The 13,542-nt window shown below is 53.7% G+C and carries 13 protein-coding genes and 1 riboswitch; of the genes, 4 read left to right on the top strand and 9 right to left on the bottom strand.

Annotated features, from left to right (window positions below):
- Nucleotides 1-126: 126 nt before the first annotated feature.
- Nucleotides 127-199: riboswitch (Fluoride riboswitch) on the bottom strand.
- Between the two features lie 102 nt (nt 200-301).
- Nucleotides 302-745: a MarR family winged helix-turn-helix transcriptional regulator gene (locus tag G340_RS0101960; RefSeq protein WP_020071972.1), complete on the bottom strand. Its 444-nt coding sequence runs from the start codon at nt 743-745 to the stop codon at nt 302-304.
- Nucleotides 746-890: 145 nt separating this feature from the next.
- On the opposite strand from G340_RS0101960, the gene G340_RS0101955 reads away from it, so the two are divergent.
- On the top strand, nt 891-1,364 hold the full coding sequence (locus G340_RS0101955) for a glutathione peroxidase (RefSeq protein WP_020071971.1): 474 nt from the start codon (nt 891-893) through the stop codon (nt 1,362-1,364).
- Nucleotides 1,365-1,478: 114 nt separating this feature from the next.
- Here G340_RS0101955 and G340_RS17700 read toward each other — a convergent pair whose 3' ends face one another.
- From G340_RS17700 to G340_RS0101945, 3 genes are all read right to left on the bottom strand, one after another.
- Nucleotides 1,479-1,745, bottom strand: coding sequence for a hypothetical protein (locus G340_RS17700; RefSeq protein ID WP_154653063.1), 267 nt, complete (start codon nt 1,743-1,745; stop codon nt 1,479-1,481).
- Nucleotides 1,723-2,646, bottom strand: a complete 924-nt coding sequence (locus tag G340_RS0101950; RefSeq protein ID WP_020071970.1) for a LysR family transcriptional regulator — start codon at nt 2,644-2,646, stop codon at nt 1,723-1,725. Before G340_RS0101950 ends, G340_RS17700 begins: the two co-directional genes overlap by 23 nt.
- A gap of 270 nt (nt 2,647-2,916) precedes the next feature.
- On the bottom strand, nt 2,917-4,350 hold the full coding sequence (locus G340_RS0101945) for an NAD(P)/FAD-dependent oxidoreductase (protein WP_020071969.1): 1,434 nt from the start codon (nt 4,348-4,350) through the stop codon (nt 2,917-2,919).
- A 401-nt stretch (nt 4,351-4,751) separates the two neighbouring features.
- On the opposite strand from G340_RS0101945, the gene G340_RS0101935 reads away from it, so the two are divergent.
- Entirely contained in the window at nt 4,752-5,873 is a 1,122-nt protein-coding gene (locus tag G340_RS0101935; protein ID WP_020071967.1) for an LCP family protein, read from the top strand.
- 515 nt (nt 5,874-6,388) lie between these two features.
- Here the strand turns inward: G340_RS0101935 and G340_RS0101925 are convergent.
- Both G340_RS0101925 and G340_RS0101920 read right to left on the bottom strand, forming a co-directional pair.
- Nucleotides 6,389-7,144: a tRNA threonylcarbamoyladenosine dehydratase gene (locus G340_RS0101925; protein WP_020071966.1), complete on the bottom strand. Its 756-nt coding sequence runs from the start codon at nt 7,142-7,144 to the stop codon at nt 6,389-6,391.
- A 245-nt stretch (nt 7,145-7,389) separates the two neighbouring features.
- The gene (locus G340_RS0101920; protein WP_020071965.1) at nt 7,390-7,683 is read right to left on the bottom strand and encodes a DUF1294 domain-containing protein; all 294 of its coding nucleotides are present in this window, start codon (nt 7,681-7,683) and stop codon (nt 7,390-7,392) included.
- 187 nt (nt 7,684-7,870) lie between these two features.
- On the opposite strand from G340_RS0101920, the gene G340_RS0101915 reads away from it, so the two are divergent.
- The gene (locus tag G340_RS0101915) at nt 7,871-9,175 is read left to right on the top strand and encodes a glycoside hydrolase family 10 protein (RefSeq protein WP_020071964.1); all 1,305 of its coding nucleotides are present in this window, start codon (nt 7,871-7,873) and stop codon (nt 9,173-9,175) included.
- 50 nt (nt 9,176-9,225) lie between these two features.
- Here G340_RS0101915 and mtaB read toward each other — a convergent pair whose 3' ends face one another.
- Nucleotides 9,226-10,518 carry a tRNA (N(6)-L-threonylcarbamoyladenosine(37)-C(2))-methylthiotransferase MtaB gene (gene mtaB, locus G340_RS0101910; protein ID WP_020071963.1) on the bottom strand — a complete coding sequence of 431 codons (1,293 nt, stop codon included), beginning with the start codon at nt 10,516-10,518 and terminating at the stop codon, nt 9,226-9,228.
- 252 nt (nt 10,519-10,770) lie between these two features.
- On the opposite strand from mtaB, the gene G340_RS0101900 reads away from it, so the two are divergent.
- Nucleotides 10,771-11,007, top strand: a complete 237-nt coding sequence (locus G340_RS0101900; protein WP_009060989.1) for an HPr family phosphocarrier protein — start codon at nt 10,771-10,773, stop codon at nt 11,005-11,007.
- 124 nt (nt 11,008-11,131) lie between these two features.
- Here G340_RS0101900 and G340_RS0101895 read toward each other — a convergent pair whose 3' ends face one another.
- Nucleotides 11,132-13,051, bottom strand: coding sequence for an ABC-F family ATP-binding cassette domain-containing protein (locus G340_RS0101895; protein ID WP_020071961.1), 1,920 nt, complete (start codon nt 13,049-13,051; stop codon nt 11,132-11,134).
- 50 nt (nt 13,052-13,101) lie between these two features.
- A complete protein-coding gene (locus G340_RS0101890) occupies nt 13,102-13,464 on the bottom strand; it encodes a hypothetical protein (RefSeq protein WP_020071960.1) in 363 nt (120 codons plus the stop codon).
- Between the last annotated feature and the right edge of the window lie 78 nt (nt 13,465-13,542).

Raw genomic sequence — 13,542 nt, 5'->3', positions numbered from 1 at the left:
TTGTGATACCGGGTGATGCCGTTTTTGATCACTGAAATGGCAGTGTCACATCATTGAAGAAATGTCATGCCAAATATTCATCAGAACCCTCTGAAATAAAAAGCAAACAAAAAAGCCGATGCTTCTGCCAGCGCAGAAGTCATCAGCTCAATAAGCAGTTTCGGCAATGCCGTGGGAGAACTTCATTCCCAAAAAGCGATCATGTAACAAACAATATTATAGCATGCGGCAAACAGATTTTCAAGAGCGATTAGAAAAAATCCTCTCCTCAACCGCTCTTTCAGTTTGCTTGAATATTTGCTTAGGATTCAGCCGTAAGGTCGCCGATAAAAGCCCGCAGACTTTTTAACAGCGGGCCGAGTGTTTCAGGCGTAAGGCCGGCGGAGCAGATCATCTGCTCCGGAATCGACGCGGCCTTCGCTTTTAAGCTGCGTCCGGCTTCCGTAAGGCGAATGTGCACGCTCCGCTCATCGTCGCCGCTACGGATCCGTTCAATATATGAGAGTGACTCCAGCTTTTTGAGCAGCGGTGTCAGAGTGCCTGAATCCAGTGTCAGGCGGTTCCCCAGCTCCTTTACGGAAATGTCGTCCTTCTCCCACAGTGCCATCATGGTAATATAACCGGTGTAGGTCAAATGGAGCGGCTCCAAAAGCGGTTTGTACCTGCGAATGATCTCTTTCGAGCTGACATAAAGGGCAAAGCAAAGCTGGTTATCCAGCCTTAAAATCTCATCGGTATTGTTCATTGGGTACCCCTCTCTTATCTATTGCACAATTAAATAGTATCAAATTTATTTGAAAAGGTCAAGAAAAGCACTTGACGACTTCATATAAATTGTGTACTATTAAATAGGAAACAATTAATATTGATAATACAGGGGGATCATCCAAATGAGTATCTATGATTTTAGCGTGCTGAACATGAAAAAACAGCCGGTGCCGCTTTCTCAATATCAAGGCAAGGTGCTGCTGATTGTGAACACCGCAACCGGGTGCGGATTTACCCCGCAGTATGAGGGGCTGGAGCTTTTATATCAAAAGTATCGAGACCGCGGGTTTGAGATTCTCGATTTCCCATGCAATCAGTTCGGTCATCAGGCGCCGGGCAGCGAAGAGGAGATTCAAAGCTTCTGTCAGCTGACCTATCATGTCACCTTTCCTCAGTTTGCAAAAATTGAGGTCAACGGCCCGAATGAATCCCCGCTGTATTCGTATTTGAAGTCTCAGCGAAAGGGAGTTCTAAGCTCCAATATCAAATGGAATTTTACAAAGTTTCTGGTGGACAGAAACGGCAATGTGATTGCCCGCTATGCGCCGTCGGACAAACCGGAAAATCTGGAGGCCGATATTCTCGCCCTGCTCTGAACCTGCCTGTAAGCAAATACAGTCATGCTGTTTTGCATGTCAAACAGAGACGGTTGCAAAACAGCCTTATCTAAAAATATACACAAAAATGCGTCTTGGTCTGACCGGTAAAAGTCATTCCAAGGCGCATTTCCTTATTTTTGAGGCTATTTCTTCGTTCCATTTGCTATCACAAATTTGTTTTGCAACAGCCTCTTTGTTTGTCAAACGAACACTCCCGGCTGTGCCGGCTAATAACTGCGTTAGCAGCCGTAGGGCAGAAGATGCAAAAGAAGCTTTTTTCAGCGGTAGGCCGGCAGACAACGGATGCCGCGCGGGAAGTGGGATGGCTGCCCGGTTTTGTGTGCCGCTTTCAAACTCATTCTTCCAGCGTAAGTCCATACCCACTAATCACATCGCGCAGCTCTTCCACATACGAAAGAGCCTGTTTGCTCAGCTGAATCTGACGGTTAGAGATCCAGCCCACCTGAATCTTATCGTCAACAATCAGCGGAACCGAGGTGATGTTGTCGCCGTTCAGGTCGGCGCTGACGATTCCGGTGGAAATGGTGTAGCCGTCCAGACCGATCATCAGGTTAAAGATCGTTGCGCGGTCGCTGACGTGGATGCTCTTTTTATGAAAAACCGTGCTTAAAATTTCCTCCGAAAAATAGAAGGAGTTGTAATCGCCCTGTTCATAAGACAGGTAGGGGTATTCCTCCAAATCCTCCAGCGTAACGGATGGGCGTTTTGCCAAAGGGTTGCTCGAGCTGGTAAAGATATGCGGCTCCGCTGTGAACAACGGGTGAAATTCCAAATGATTCTCTTTGAGCAGCTTGTCGATCACCTTTTGGTTAAACGGGTTGCGGTACAGAATTCCGAGCTCGCTGCGCAGCGTTTTGACATCCTCAATGATCTCGTAGGTTCTGGTTTCGCGCAGCGTGAATTCATACTCGTCGGCTCCGCTTTTTTGGATCATATTGACGAACGCGTTGACCGCAAAGGCGTAGTGCTGGGTAGAAATCGAGCATAGCTGACGCGAGGGCTTTTTGTTGAGGTACCGCTGCTCCAGCAGGCTGGCCTGTTCGACGACCTGACGCGCATAGCCGAGGAACTCCGCGCCGTCGGAGGTAAGCGTGATCCCCTTGGGCGTGCGCAGAAAAAGCTCAATCCCCATTTCAGATTCCAGCTCTTTGACCGCGCTGGAAAGGCTCGGCTGGGTAATATACAGCTTTTTAGCCGCTTCATTGATGGAACCGCTGTTGACAATTTCAATAATGTATTTCAGCTGCTGCAGCGTCATAATACATTCCTCCACGTAATTTCTGTGCCAGCCTTCGGCAGTTTTTTTATTTTTATTATACCATATTTCCTTCGCGGGGGCACCTGCTGAAAATCAGTTCTTTCATACCAAGAAAAAGAAAAAGTCTGCCCCGGCACGAGGGCAAGCCTGCGTAAGCGGAACCACACGCGGTGGTACCCCTCAAAAACCAACTCTTTCCAATCAAAATGAAAAAAGAAAAAATCCCCTCAGGCGGAGTAAACCGCCAAAAGGGGATTGATGGTGTAAAGATTACTTCTGCTTCTGCATGCTCTTCGCAATGTTGCGCGCGACCACTACGCCGGTCACGGAGGCCTGCATCAGGCCGCGGGTAATACCCGCGCCATCGCCGATGGCGTACAGATTTTCCACAGACGTTTCAAAGGTGTTTTTGACCTTGACCTTCGAGGAGTAGAATTTTACCTCAACGCCATACAGCAGTGTGTTTTTGGAATACAGTCCGGGCGCGATTTTGTCAAACGCGCGCAGGCCCTCCACCACGCTGGTCAGGTGGCGGTGAGGAAGAACGAACGACAAATCGCCCGGTACCGCGTTTTTCAGGGTAGGCACTGTCGTCGAACGCTTCAGGCGGGAAACATCGGTGCGGCGGCCCATCAAAAGATCGCCCAGGCGCTGTACCATAATGCCGCCGCCGGTCAGCATGTTGCCCAGCTGGGCGATATAACGGCCGTATTCAATGGGCTGGTGGAACGGCTCGGTAAAGTTGGTGGAAACCAGCAGCGCAAAGTTGGTGTTGTCCGTCCGGCGGCCCTCGTCTGCATAGCTGTGGCCGTTGACCACCGCGATTCCGTTTCCGCCCACGCCGCCCTCGTAATGCTCCTCGCTGACGATTCCGCCCGGGTTCATGCAGAACGTGCGCACCTTGCTCTCGAAGGTGTCGGAGTAATATACGAGCTTTGCCTCGTACAGGTGGGTGGTCAGCGGGTCCATCACCGCGTTCGGCACCTCGACGCGCACGCCGATATCCACCGCGTTGTTTGTGGTGGAGATCCCGTTCTCCGCCGCAACGCGGGTCAGCCAGTCTGCGCCGCCGCGGCCGGGGGCCAGAACAATGTACGGCGCCGTCAGGCATTTGCGCTCGCCCTGCTTGTTGACCGCCCACACGCCGGTGGCCTTGCCGTTCTCATTCTGAATCGTTTCGGCGGTCGTGTATTCCAGGAACGTGAAATTTTCCTTCGCATTCAGGTAATCGTACATGCGGCTGAGTACCTCGTAGGAATATTCGGTTCCCATATGGCGAACGGGACAGGGAACCAGCTGAACATTGTGCTTCTTCGCGTCGTAGGCGATTTTGTCCGCGAATTTGTCGCCCTGGCCGTATACGGTTTCCGGCGCGCCGAAGCCCAGGTAGATTCCGTCTGCGTAATGGATCAGATCAGTGACCTCTTCACGCGGCAGATAATCGGTTACATTGCCGCCCACCTCGTAAGAAAGCGAGAGCTTGCCGTCGGAAAAGGCGCCGGCGCCGGCCCATCCGTTCATAATATGGCAGGGGTTGCAGTGCGCGCAGATGCCTCTCGTTCTTGCGGGACAGGCCCGGCGCGCAATGGTGCTGCCGCTGTCGATCATCAGAACTTTTGCCTGCGGAGCGGTTTTTTCCAGCTCCAGCGCCGCAAAAATGCCCGCAGGGCCGGCCCCCACGATAATTACGTCGTACTCAAACATGAATTGACCTCCTGAATATTGAAAATAAACACAGAAAAATAAACCTGCAGGAAAGCTCCGGCAGGCTTACGATGGGCGCCCAAGGTATTCTTAACTGGGTTTACAGGTAAAATACGATGGAAAGAACAGAGCCGGCGATCAGTACGGCACAGATTAGCGCAACGATTCGCACCCAAAGGGCCTGACTGCTTGCGTTTGTCTTTTTTTGCTGCGGCATACGTTCTCCCTCCATTCATAACCTTTTGTATTATACCTAAAAAAATCGGGTTATATGTTACCGAGCTGTAAACAAATAATAAGAAATCGCAAAATCGATCAAAGGGCCCTCATGCTTGACAAGCGATACTATTTGCAATAGAATGGTTTCTGTTAACATGGAAGGTGAAGAACAGGAGAAGGATATGGCAAGAAAAGAGGATAATCGCAGCAGCCGCGGCGCGAGCCGCAGGCCGAGCGGAGAGATAGACCGCTATAATTATGTAGACCGCGACATTTACAGCAGCAGCGACCGCGATGGATACAGCTCTGCCGCTTCGTCAAGAAAATCATCCCAAAGGCGCCGCCCGCCGAAGAAAAAGAGGGGCAGAAAAGTCGGGGTGATTGTTTTAGCGGTGGTTCTTCTGCTGTGTGCGGCCGTTTACGCCTACGCATCCTCCCTGCTGTCGCAGATCAACCGCGACAACACAGACGCCAACAGCTATGTGCAGCAGCCTTCCGACGCGCCGCAGTGGGATGTGCTCTCGGACAAGCAGGTGACGAATATTCTGCTGATCGGTACCGACCGCGTGAAGGACGGCCTGCGACGCTCCGACACCATGATGCTGGTCTCGATCGACAACAAGAGTAAAAAAGTGAAGCTGACCTCCTTTCTGCGCGATTTGTATGTAGAGATTCCCGGTGTCGGCAAAAATAAACTCAACGCGTCTTACAGCAACGGCGGCGCCGCGCTGACGATGCAGACGATTGAGAATAACTTCCGTATCAATATCGATAAATTCGTTTCCATTGATGTCGACAGCTTCGCCGAGATCATTGACAAGATGGGCGGGATCGAGGTCAATATCAGTCAGGCAGAAGCCGACGAGATGAATCGGGTAAAGCATGCGCAGATGAGCGCGGGTACCAATCATATGCGCGGTACGCTGGCATTGTATTATTCGCGCATCCGGATCATCGACAGCGATTTTGGGCGAACCAACCGCCAGCGAAAGGTGATCGGCTGTATGGTGGACAAGCTCAAATCAAAGAACCCCATCGAGCTTTCTTCTTTGTTGCACGATTATATGGGTTATGTGACGACGAACCTTTCCGACGGTGAGATGCTCAGTCTGGCCGCCAGTGCGATGAGCATTATGAGCTACCCGATGGAGACGATGCACATGCCGGAGAGCGGGATGTATATCGATCGAAGCGAAAAAAACGGGAATGCAATTCCCGGTGTCGGCGATGTGCTCGACCCCGATTTGGAAGAAAACAGCAAGGCGCTGCGCGAGTTTATTTACGGCACAGACGCCCAGCCATAAAAGATGAAAAAGACCCGTTCCGCCTAAGGCGGAACGGGTCTTTTCAGTTTTTCGGCAAACAGCCGCCGAAAATCGTGCACGGCAAAGGCGGCAAGCACCGCAAATGAGGGAGCACACTCTGTGTATGTGACCGAAATTGCAGGTAAAGAGCAGCACAGGGAGCAGAATTGCTCTGCAATTTGCGGCTGCGCAGCTTTTTCTTCTGCCTGAAGCGGCGGGATATCAATCCTGACGCTTTTATGATGAAAACGTAGCTTTAATCAGCTACTGCAACGAAGTCACGCCCATGTAGAGCGAATCCAGACCAGTTTGAATCGCATTTGCAATCAATATGCCGGCAATCACAATGGATATGGCGATTAGTATTCCAGCTAATAAGGTCTGTTAATTTTCATCCGGCTAAGTCCTTTTATTTTCATATTTTTCAATTTTGTTCTGTTTAAGGATGTATGTCGAAGGCTTTATCACTGCGATATCCATATAAGGAATACCACCGTGTCAGCCGGTGGTATTCCTTACGCGTTTGTCAGATCCTTTACGACCTCTCCCGCCAGAATCAGCCCGGCCACGGAGGGGACGAACGAAATGCTGCCCGGCACCTGCCGGCGGATGGTGCATTTGCGCTTGGTGTCCGGTGGGCAGATGCAGTGGTGCTTGCAGCTGTTTTCGTCGTCGTCGATGGGGGTGAGGGGAGGCTCCTGGGAATAGACCACCTTCAGGGAATCGATGCCGCGCTTTCTCAGCTCGCTGCGCATGACGCGGGCCAGCGGGCACACGGAGGTCTTATAGATATCTGTGACCTCAAAGCGGGTGGGGTCAAGCTTGTTTCCGGCCCCCATGCAGCTGATGATCGGCACATTCGCCGCTTTGGCGCGCTCAATCAGCACCAGCTTGGAAGAAATGGTGTCGATGGCATCGACCAAGTAGTCATATTCGCTCAGGTCAAACTGGTCTGCGTTTTCCGCGCCGTAAAACACCTCGTTGATTTCAATCTGTGCCTTGGGGTTGATGTCGAGAATGCGTTCTCTCATCACCTCAACCTTCTTTTTGCCGACCGTTTTTCGGGTGGCGATGATCTGGCGGTTGATATTGGTCAGGCAGATGCGGTCGTCGTCAAACAGCGCAAAGCTGCCGATTCCGGAGCGCGCGAGAGCCTCCGCGGTAAAGCCGCCCACTCCGCCGATTCCAAAAATCGCCACCTTTGCCCGGTGCAGGCGCTGCATGCCGTCTTCTCCCAACAGGAGCTGTGTTCTTGAAAATTCGTTGAGCATTCCGAGGCTTCCTTTCCTGTTTGCCGTTTTCTGCGCGGCATGGTCTGTGTAATGAAAATGAATATGAAAGAGAGTTCTATTTTACTGACCGCCCCGGGCCGGCAGGATTGCTGCCCAGAACTTTCCGTTGAGCGGCGGCCGGGGAATATGGTACCATCAGTACAGTCGCTCCGCCGCCCAAAAGCTTTGCTTTTGCCTGCGGCGTGAGGCTATTATAACGCATTTTTCGCTCGCGGTAAATACCTTTAACGGGTGAACTGATACACCAGCGATGCGATGCTCAGCTGCGCCAGAAGGATGAGCGGCAGGCCCAGCATAAAGCGCTTGTGCTGGGTTTTGTGGCGGATGATGTGCATCGTGACCAGCATGGCGGGCGAACCGCCGAGGATCGCCAGGGTGAACAGATCCTTTTCCGGAATGCGCCGCCCGTGCGTGCGGGCCTGCTTTTTATCGTATATCGTCACCGCGGCGGCGATCAGATTGATCACGCCCAGGTACAAAACGATTCCCGTCGGGTGTGAGAAAATAAGCTCAAACATATTTGTACTCTCTTTCTTGTCCGAATTTTTCCTCAAATAAGAGCGGACAGGTCTTTTTTGGCGAGTGCCGCATTATAAATATAGAGAACGGCAGGGACAGGTTTGGCAGTCCTTTACAAAAGCTGTTGATTTCGCGTACAGTGATTCTGAAAGCGAATTGATTTTTCAAAAAGGGAGGATTGTAAAAATGAAACACGAGCGTCTTTGGCAGGGCTGCGGGGCCAGCGTGGCGGCGGTGGCTTTGCTGATCGCCTCGGTTCTTCTGACCATGGCGGTGCAGGGAGGGCCTCCCGGGCGGGAACAATCGGGTTCGGAGTCATCCGGCCGGGAGCCAGCAGCGTCCTCCGCAGCGCCCTTTGCCTCGGAGTCGTCGCCCGGCTCCGGCGGCAATCCGGTGAACACCGTTCCGAAGGACGAAATGCGGGCCGTATGGGTTCCCTATATGAGTCTGGCGATGAATGCGCAGGCAGATCAAAGCAAGGCCGCCTTTCAGAAAAAATTCGACGCGATTGTGGCGAATGCCAAAAGCAAGGGGATGAACGCCCTGATTGTTCACGTGCGCCCGTTCGGGGACGCACTGTATCCGTCGGATTATTTTCCGTGGTCGCACATTTTAACGGGGGTGCAGGGGGTCAACCCCGGGTACGACCCGCTCGCGTATATGGTACAGGCCACGCACAAGGCGGGCCTGAAAATCCACGCGTGGATCAATCCGCTTCGCATTCGGACAAACAATACGCCCACGGCGCTCGCGCAGAGCAATCCCTATAACAAATGGCAGCTCCAAAAGCTTTCGGGGCGGACGGTGACGCTCGACAACGGCATTTATTATAATCCCGCATACCCTGAGGTGCTTAAGCTCATCACCGACGGTGTGGCCGAAATCGTGAAAAAATACGATGTGGACGGCGTGCAGTTCGACGATTATTTTTACCCCACGGAAAGCAGCATCTTCGATACCGGCTCCTACGGGGCTTACCTGGCCGAGGCGAAGAAGAACGGCAGCGCCATGGATTTGTTCGAGTGGCGGCGCGCCAATATCAACAAAATGGTGTCGATGGTGTACCGCGAGATCAAGAGCATCAAGCCGGGCGTGGTGTTCGGAATTTCTCCGCAGGGGAATGTGCAGAACGACTTGCGCATGGGTGCGGATGTGGTTTCGTGGGCTTCCACAGCCGGGTACGTCGATTACATATGCCCGCAGCTGTATGTGAATTTTGAACACCCCATCCTCCCGTTTGACGACGGCGCCAAGCAGTGGCGGCAGATGGTCACGGCCAAAGGCGTGCAGCTGTATTTCGGGCTCGCGGTCTACAAGGCCGGCTCCGATGCGGATGAGGGCACCTGGAAAAAATCCAATGATATTCTGCAAAAGCAGGTGGAGTTGGGGCGGCAGATCGGCGGCGGCGGATTTATGTTCTACGCCTACGATCAGCTCGACGCCGAGCACAGCCGCGAAGAGGTGCAGAATGTCATCAAGCTGCTCAATTGACCGGGTCGGGCCGCGCGGGCCCGTATTCTTTTCACCATCCGTCCGGCTTATCAATGAGAAAGAAGCGCTCCGGTGCAGCCGTCCCTGCCGGCAGATGTGATGCGTACCGGCAGAATCTGCGCGTGCAGCGGCTGTTCGGAGGAAACCGTGACCGGGGTGTAGTTTTCGGTGTAGCCCTCGTAAACGCCGGGGGCGCATTCCCGCTCAAACAGGACGCCGGCGGTTTGACCAACCTGCCTCTGAAAGAATTCCCGCATGGTGCCGAGGGTCACTTCGATCATCGCCTTGCTGCGGCGGTCCTTGATTTCCTTTGTCAGCTGATCCGGCGCGGAATAGGCCGCGGTACCGGGGCGGCGGGAGTAGGCGAATACATGCACCTTCGCAAAGCCGATTTCTTTGGCAAACGCGAGGGATTCGGAGAATTCCTGCTCAGTTTCCCCGGCAAAGCCGACCATGATGTCGGTCGTGATGGCCGCGTTCGGGAATGCCGCACGCAGATTCCGAACGATCTCGCGGTATTCCGCGGTGTCGTAGTGGCGGTTCATGCGGCGCAGGGTCGCGTCGCAGCCGCTCTGCAGGGAGAGGTGAAACTGCGGGCACAGCTTTTTCTGTGCCGCCAGCCGCTGAATCACCGGCTGGCTGAGCTGCTCCGGCTCCAGCGAGCCGAGCCGCACCCGCTCGATGCCCGGCGTGCGGCACGCCGCTTCCACCGCGTCGCACAGGTGCAGGTCGAGCTCCTGCCCATAGGCGGAAAGGTTGATGCCGGTCAGAACGACCTCGCGGAAGCCCCGTTCCCCCAAAAGCCGCAGCTCCCGCTCCAAATCCTCCAGCGGCTTTGAGCGCACCCGCCCTCTGGCATAGGGGATGATGCAGTAGGAGCAGAACCGGTTGCACCCGTCCTGAATTTTAATGAAGGCGCGGGTGCGTTCCTGAAAGTCCTCGATCTGCATCGGCTCAAACGAACCCTTGCGCTCGTGGGGAACAATATCCACAATCCTCTGGTGTGTTGAAAGATACGTCAGAATATCCGGCAGCAGGGAGCCGCGGTTCGAGTTGCCGAGAATGACGTCCGCCTCCGTGAGGGCCTCGGCCTCCTCGGGGAACGCCTGCGGCATGCAGCCGGTCAGCACGATCACCGCGCCGGGGTTCTGCCGACGGGCGCGGTGCAGCGTCTGGCGCACCTTATGGTCGCTGGTTGCGGTCACGGTGCAGGAGTTGATCAGCACCACGTCCGCCGATTCCCCCATCGAAGGGGAAAATCCGGCGTGCAGCAGCTGCTGAAGCATCGCCTGCGATTCATACTGATTGACCTTACAGCCCAGTGTAATCACATGTACTTTCATGGAAGGATCCTTTCAGGGAAAATTTTTCATTGTCAGATCGGCGGATTCTCCTGATTTCATTTTAGAAAAATCTTTTGAAGGCCGTCCCCGACAAAAATGAAGATAAAGGAAGATAATTGATCAAAATCCAAAAAAATGTCAAAACAAGTAGAAATAACTGGATTTTTGATATTGACCAACAGACGACTGTACGCTATGATAGGAATCGTACAGATCTTCACAGATTGATTCAAAGAATAGGAGATGTCGACCATGTATACGACCGATATTCTGTTGTCCAGCATAGAAGCAGTCAAAAAGTTTGTCACTTTGGCGAACCGATATGATTTTCCGATCAATCTAAGAACCGACAAGTACACAATAGATGCAAAGTCCATTATGGGCGTATTCAGCTTAGACCTGTCCAAACCGGTCACGGTAGAGCTTGAAGGGCCTCAGGCGGAACATTTTATTGCGGAGCTTGCGGAATTTCAGCCGCAGAACGCATAAGAACGCATAGTAGATCGCATGGTGATAGGAACGCAGACTGCCGAAAATTGCGTGGGGCAGGGCGGCAAGTACCGCGGCCGCACGTTTTTTCAGCAGTCTCAAGCCCGGATATTCCGGGCTTTTTTTATGCGCTTTCGCCTGCCTGCTCCAGCTCCTCGGACAGCTCGCTCCAGGTGAAAAAGACAGAATCGGCCTGCTCCTTCAGCCGGGCCAGCTCCTTCGTCAGCTCCATCACCGCTTCGTAGTCGGCAGCGATTTCCGGTGCGTGCAGGCGGGCCTGCACCCGCTCCATTTCCTGCTCAAGCCGCTCCATCTCCTGCTCCGCGCGTTTGATGGCGGCGCGGGTTTTGCGCAGCTTTGCTTCCTGTTCCTTGCGCTGCTTGTAGAGGCTTTTCTGCTCCGGCTCCTGCTGCTCCTTCACAGGCTCCTTGGCCGTCTCCTTGGCGCGTTCCAGGTACGCGTCGTAATTGCCGATGTATTCCGTGGTACCGTCTTTGTCCAGAAAATAGATTCGGTCGGCCAGCTTGTTGATCAGGTAGCGGTCATGCGACACGATCAGCAAAGTGCCCTCGTAATTTTGCAGCGCGTTTTCCAGCGCCTCGCAGGAGCCGATGTCCAAATGGTTCGTCGGTTCGTCCAGCAGCAGAAAATTCGCGCGCGAGAGCATCAGGCGCAGCAGCAGAACGCGGGCGCGCTCCCCGCCGCTCAAAGCGGCGACCGGCTTGAATACGTCGTCATCCTGAAACAGGAAGATCGCCAGCGCGTTGCGAACCTCCGTCTGCGTCATGGACGGGTACGAATCCCAGATTTCGTCGATCACGGTTTTTTCGGGGTGCAGATCCTCCTGAATCTGGTCGTAGTAGCCGACGTCGATCCCCGCGCCGAAGCGGATTTCGCCGCTGTCCGGCAGGTAGCGTGAGAGCAGCGTTTTCAGCAAAGAGGTCTTGCCGCAGCCGTTTGGGCCGATCAAAAAAATGCGCTCGCCGCGTCGGATTTCCAGATTGACATTGCGGAACAGGAGGGCTCCGTCAAAGCTCAGCGAAAGGCCCGCGGCATCCAGAACATCGTTGCCGCCGCGCTGCGAGGGCTCAAAGCGGAAGCGGATGCTGTCCTCCGCCTCGTCGGGCTTTACGAGCGTGCTTTCGAGCCGCTCGATCACCTTCATTTTACTTTCCGCCATGCGGATGTTGCGCTCGCGGTTCCATTGCCGCTGCTGCGCCACCATTCCCTCCAGGCGGGAGATTTCTTTTTTGGTGTTCTCGTATTTTCTTTGCGCCGTCAGGTCGTTTTCCTGCTTTTGCGCCAGATACGCGGTGTAATTCCCCTTATAGCACGTCAGCCGGTGATTTGCCAGTTCAAAGGTACGCCCCGTCACGCGGTCCAAAAAATAACGGTCATGCGAAATGACCAGAAAAGCGCCGGAATACCCTTTGAGAAAATCCTCCAGCCATTCGACGGAGGCGATGTCCAGATGGTTTGTCGGCTCATCCAGCAAAAGCAGATTCGCGCCGGAAAGCAGAAGCTTTGCCAGCTGCAGCTTGGCCTTTTGCCCGCCGCTCAGCACGCCGACCGGCATGGCGGCCTGCTCGTCGTCAAACCCCAGGCCCAGCAGTGCGGAGCGGGCACGAGAGCGGCAGGTAAGGCCGCCTTCACGCAGAAAGCGCTCATTGAGAAGCATCTGGCGCTCAATCAGCTCGGCCTGGTTCTGCGGCTTGCCCTGCAGAGCAAGGCTGAGCTCCTCGAGCTCGCGCTCCATCCCGAGCAGGGGGGCGAATACGCTGAGCACCTCGGCGTAAGCAGTTTGCTCCAGATTATTGCATACATGCTGCTCCATATAGCCGATCACAGCGTCGCGTGAAAGGTGAATTTCTCCTCCGTCGCTCGGCAGATCGCCCGTCAGCATCTTAAACAGGGTGGTTTTTCCGGAGCCGTTGACCCCCACAAGGCCAATCCGGTCGCCGGACTGTATTTCAAAGGAGACGCCGCTGAACAGATCCTCGGCGCCGAATGTCTTTCTTAAATTGCTCGTACTCAGCAAAGCCATGTTAATGCAAGCTCCTTCTTAAAACGGCAGAACAATAGAAAAGGCGGTGTTCAACCGCCCAAAGGCCGTAGACCGGCCGCCGCTTCTCTTTCCATATTATTATAGAGGAATTTCGCGATGAAATCAAGAACAACGCGCAACATCGGCTCCTTTGAGGGAAAACGGGCAATTTTGTGGACATTTTTGCAGCGTCGGTGATATAATAACCACATGGTTGCGTTCAATTTTTTAAGTTTCGCTGAAGGTGAATGCTGCCGGCGCAAGGCTTGCTTTTCGAGCCAAAGCATTGATTTGTTTTTTCTGCCATTTTTCTGTGAGTGCTCCCCCGCGTGAGATTCCGCTTGCGCGGGCATGCCCCACAGGCCGGGGCATGCGAACCGCCGGGCGATCGGGAAAATGCAACCCTGAATCATTGAAAAAACAAAACATTCTGCCTGTTTGTTGCACCAAACAGGGCAGCAGATGATATAATAAACTTATGTACCTGTGTA

This window comes from Faecalispora sporosphaeroides DSM 1294 (assembly GCA_000383295.1).
Taxonomy (GTDB): Bacteria; Bacillota; Clostridia; order Oscillospirales; family Acutalibacteraceae; genus Faecalispora; species Faecalispora sporosphaeroides.
Note: the sequence above shows the minus strand (reverse complement) of the source record. Positions and strands in the feature narration are given on the sequence as shown.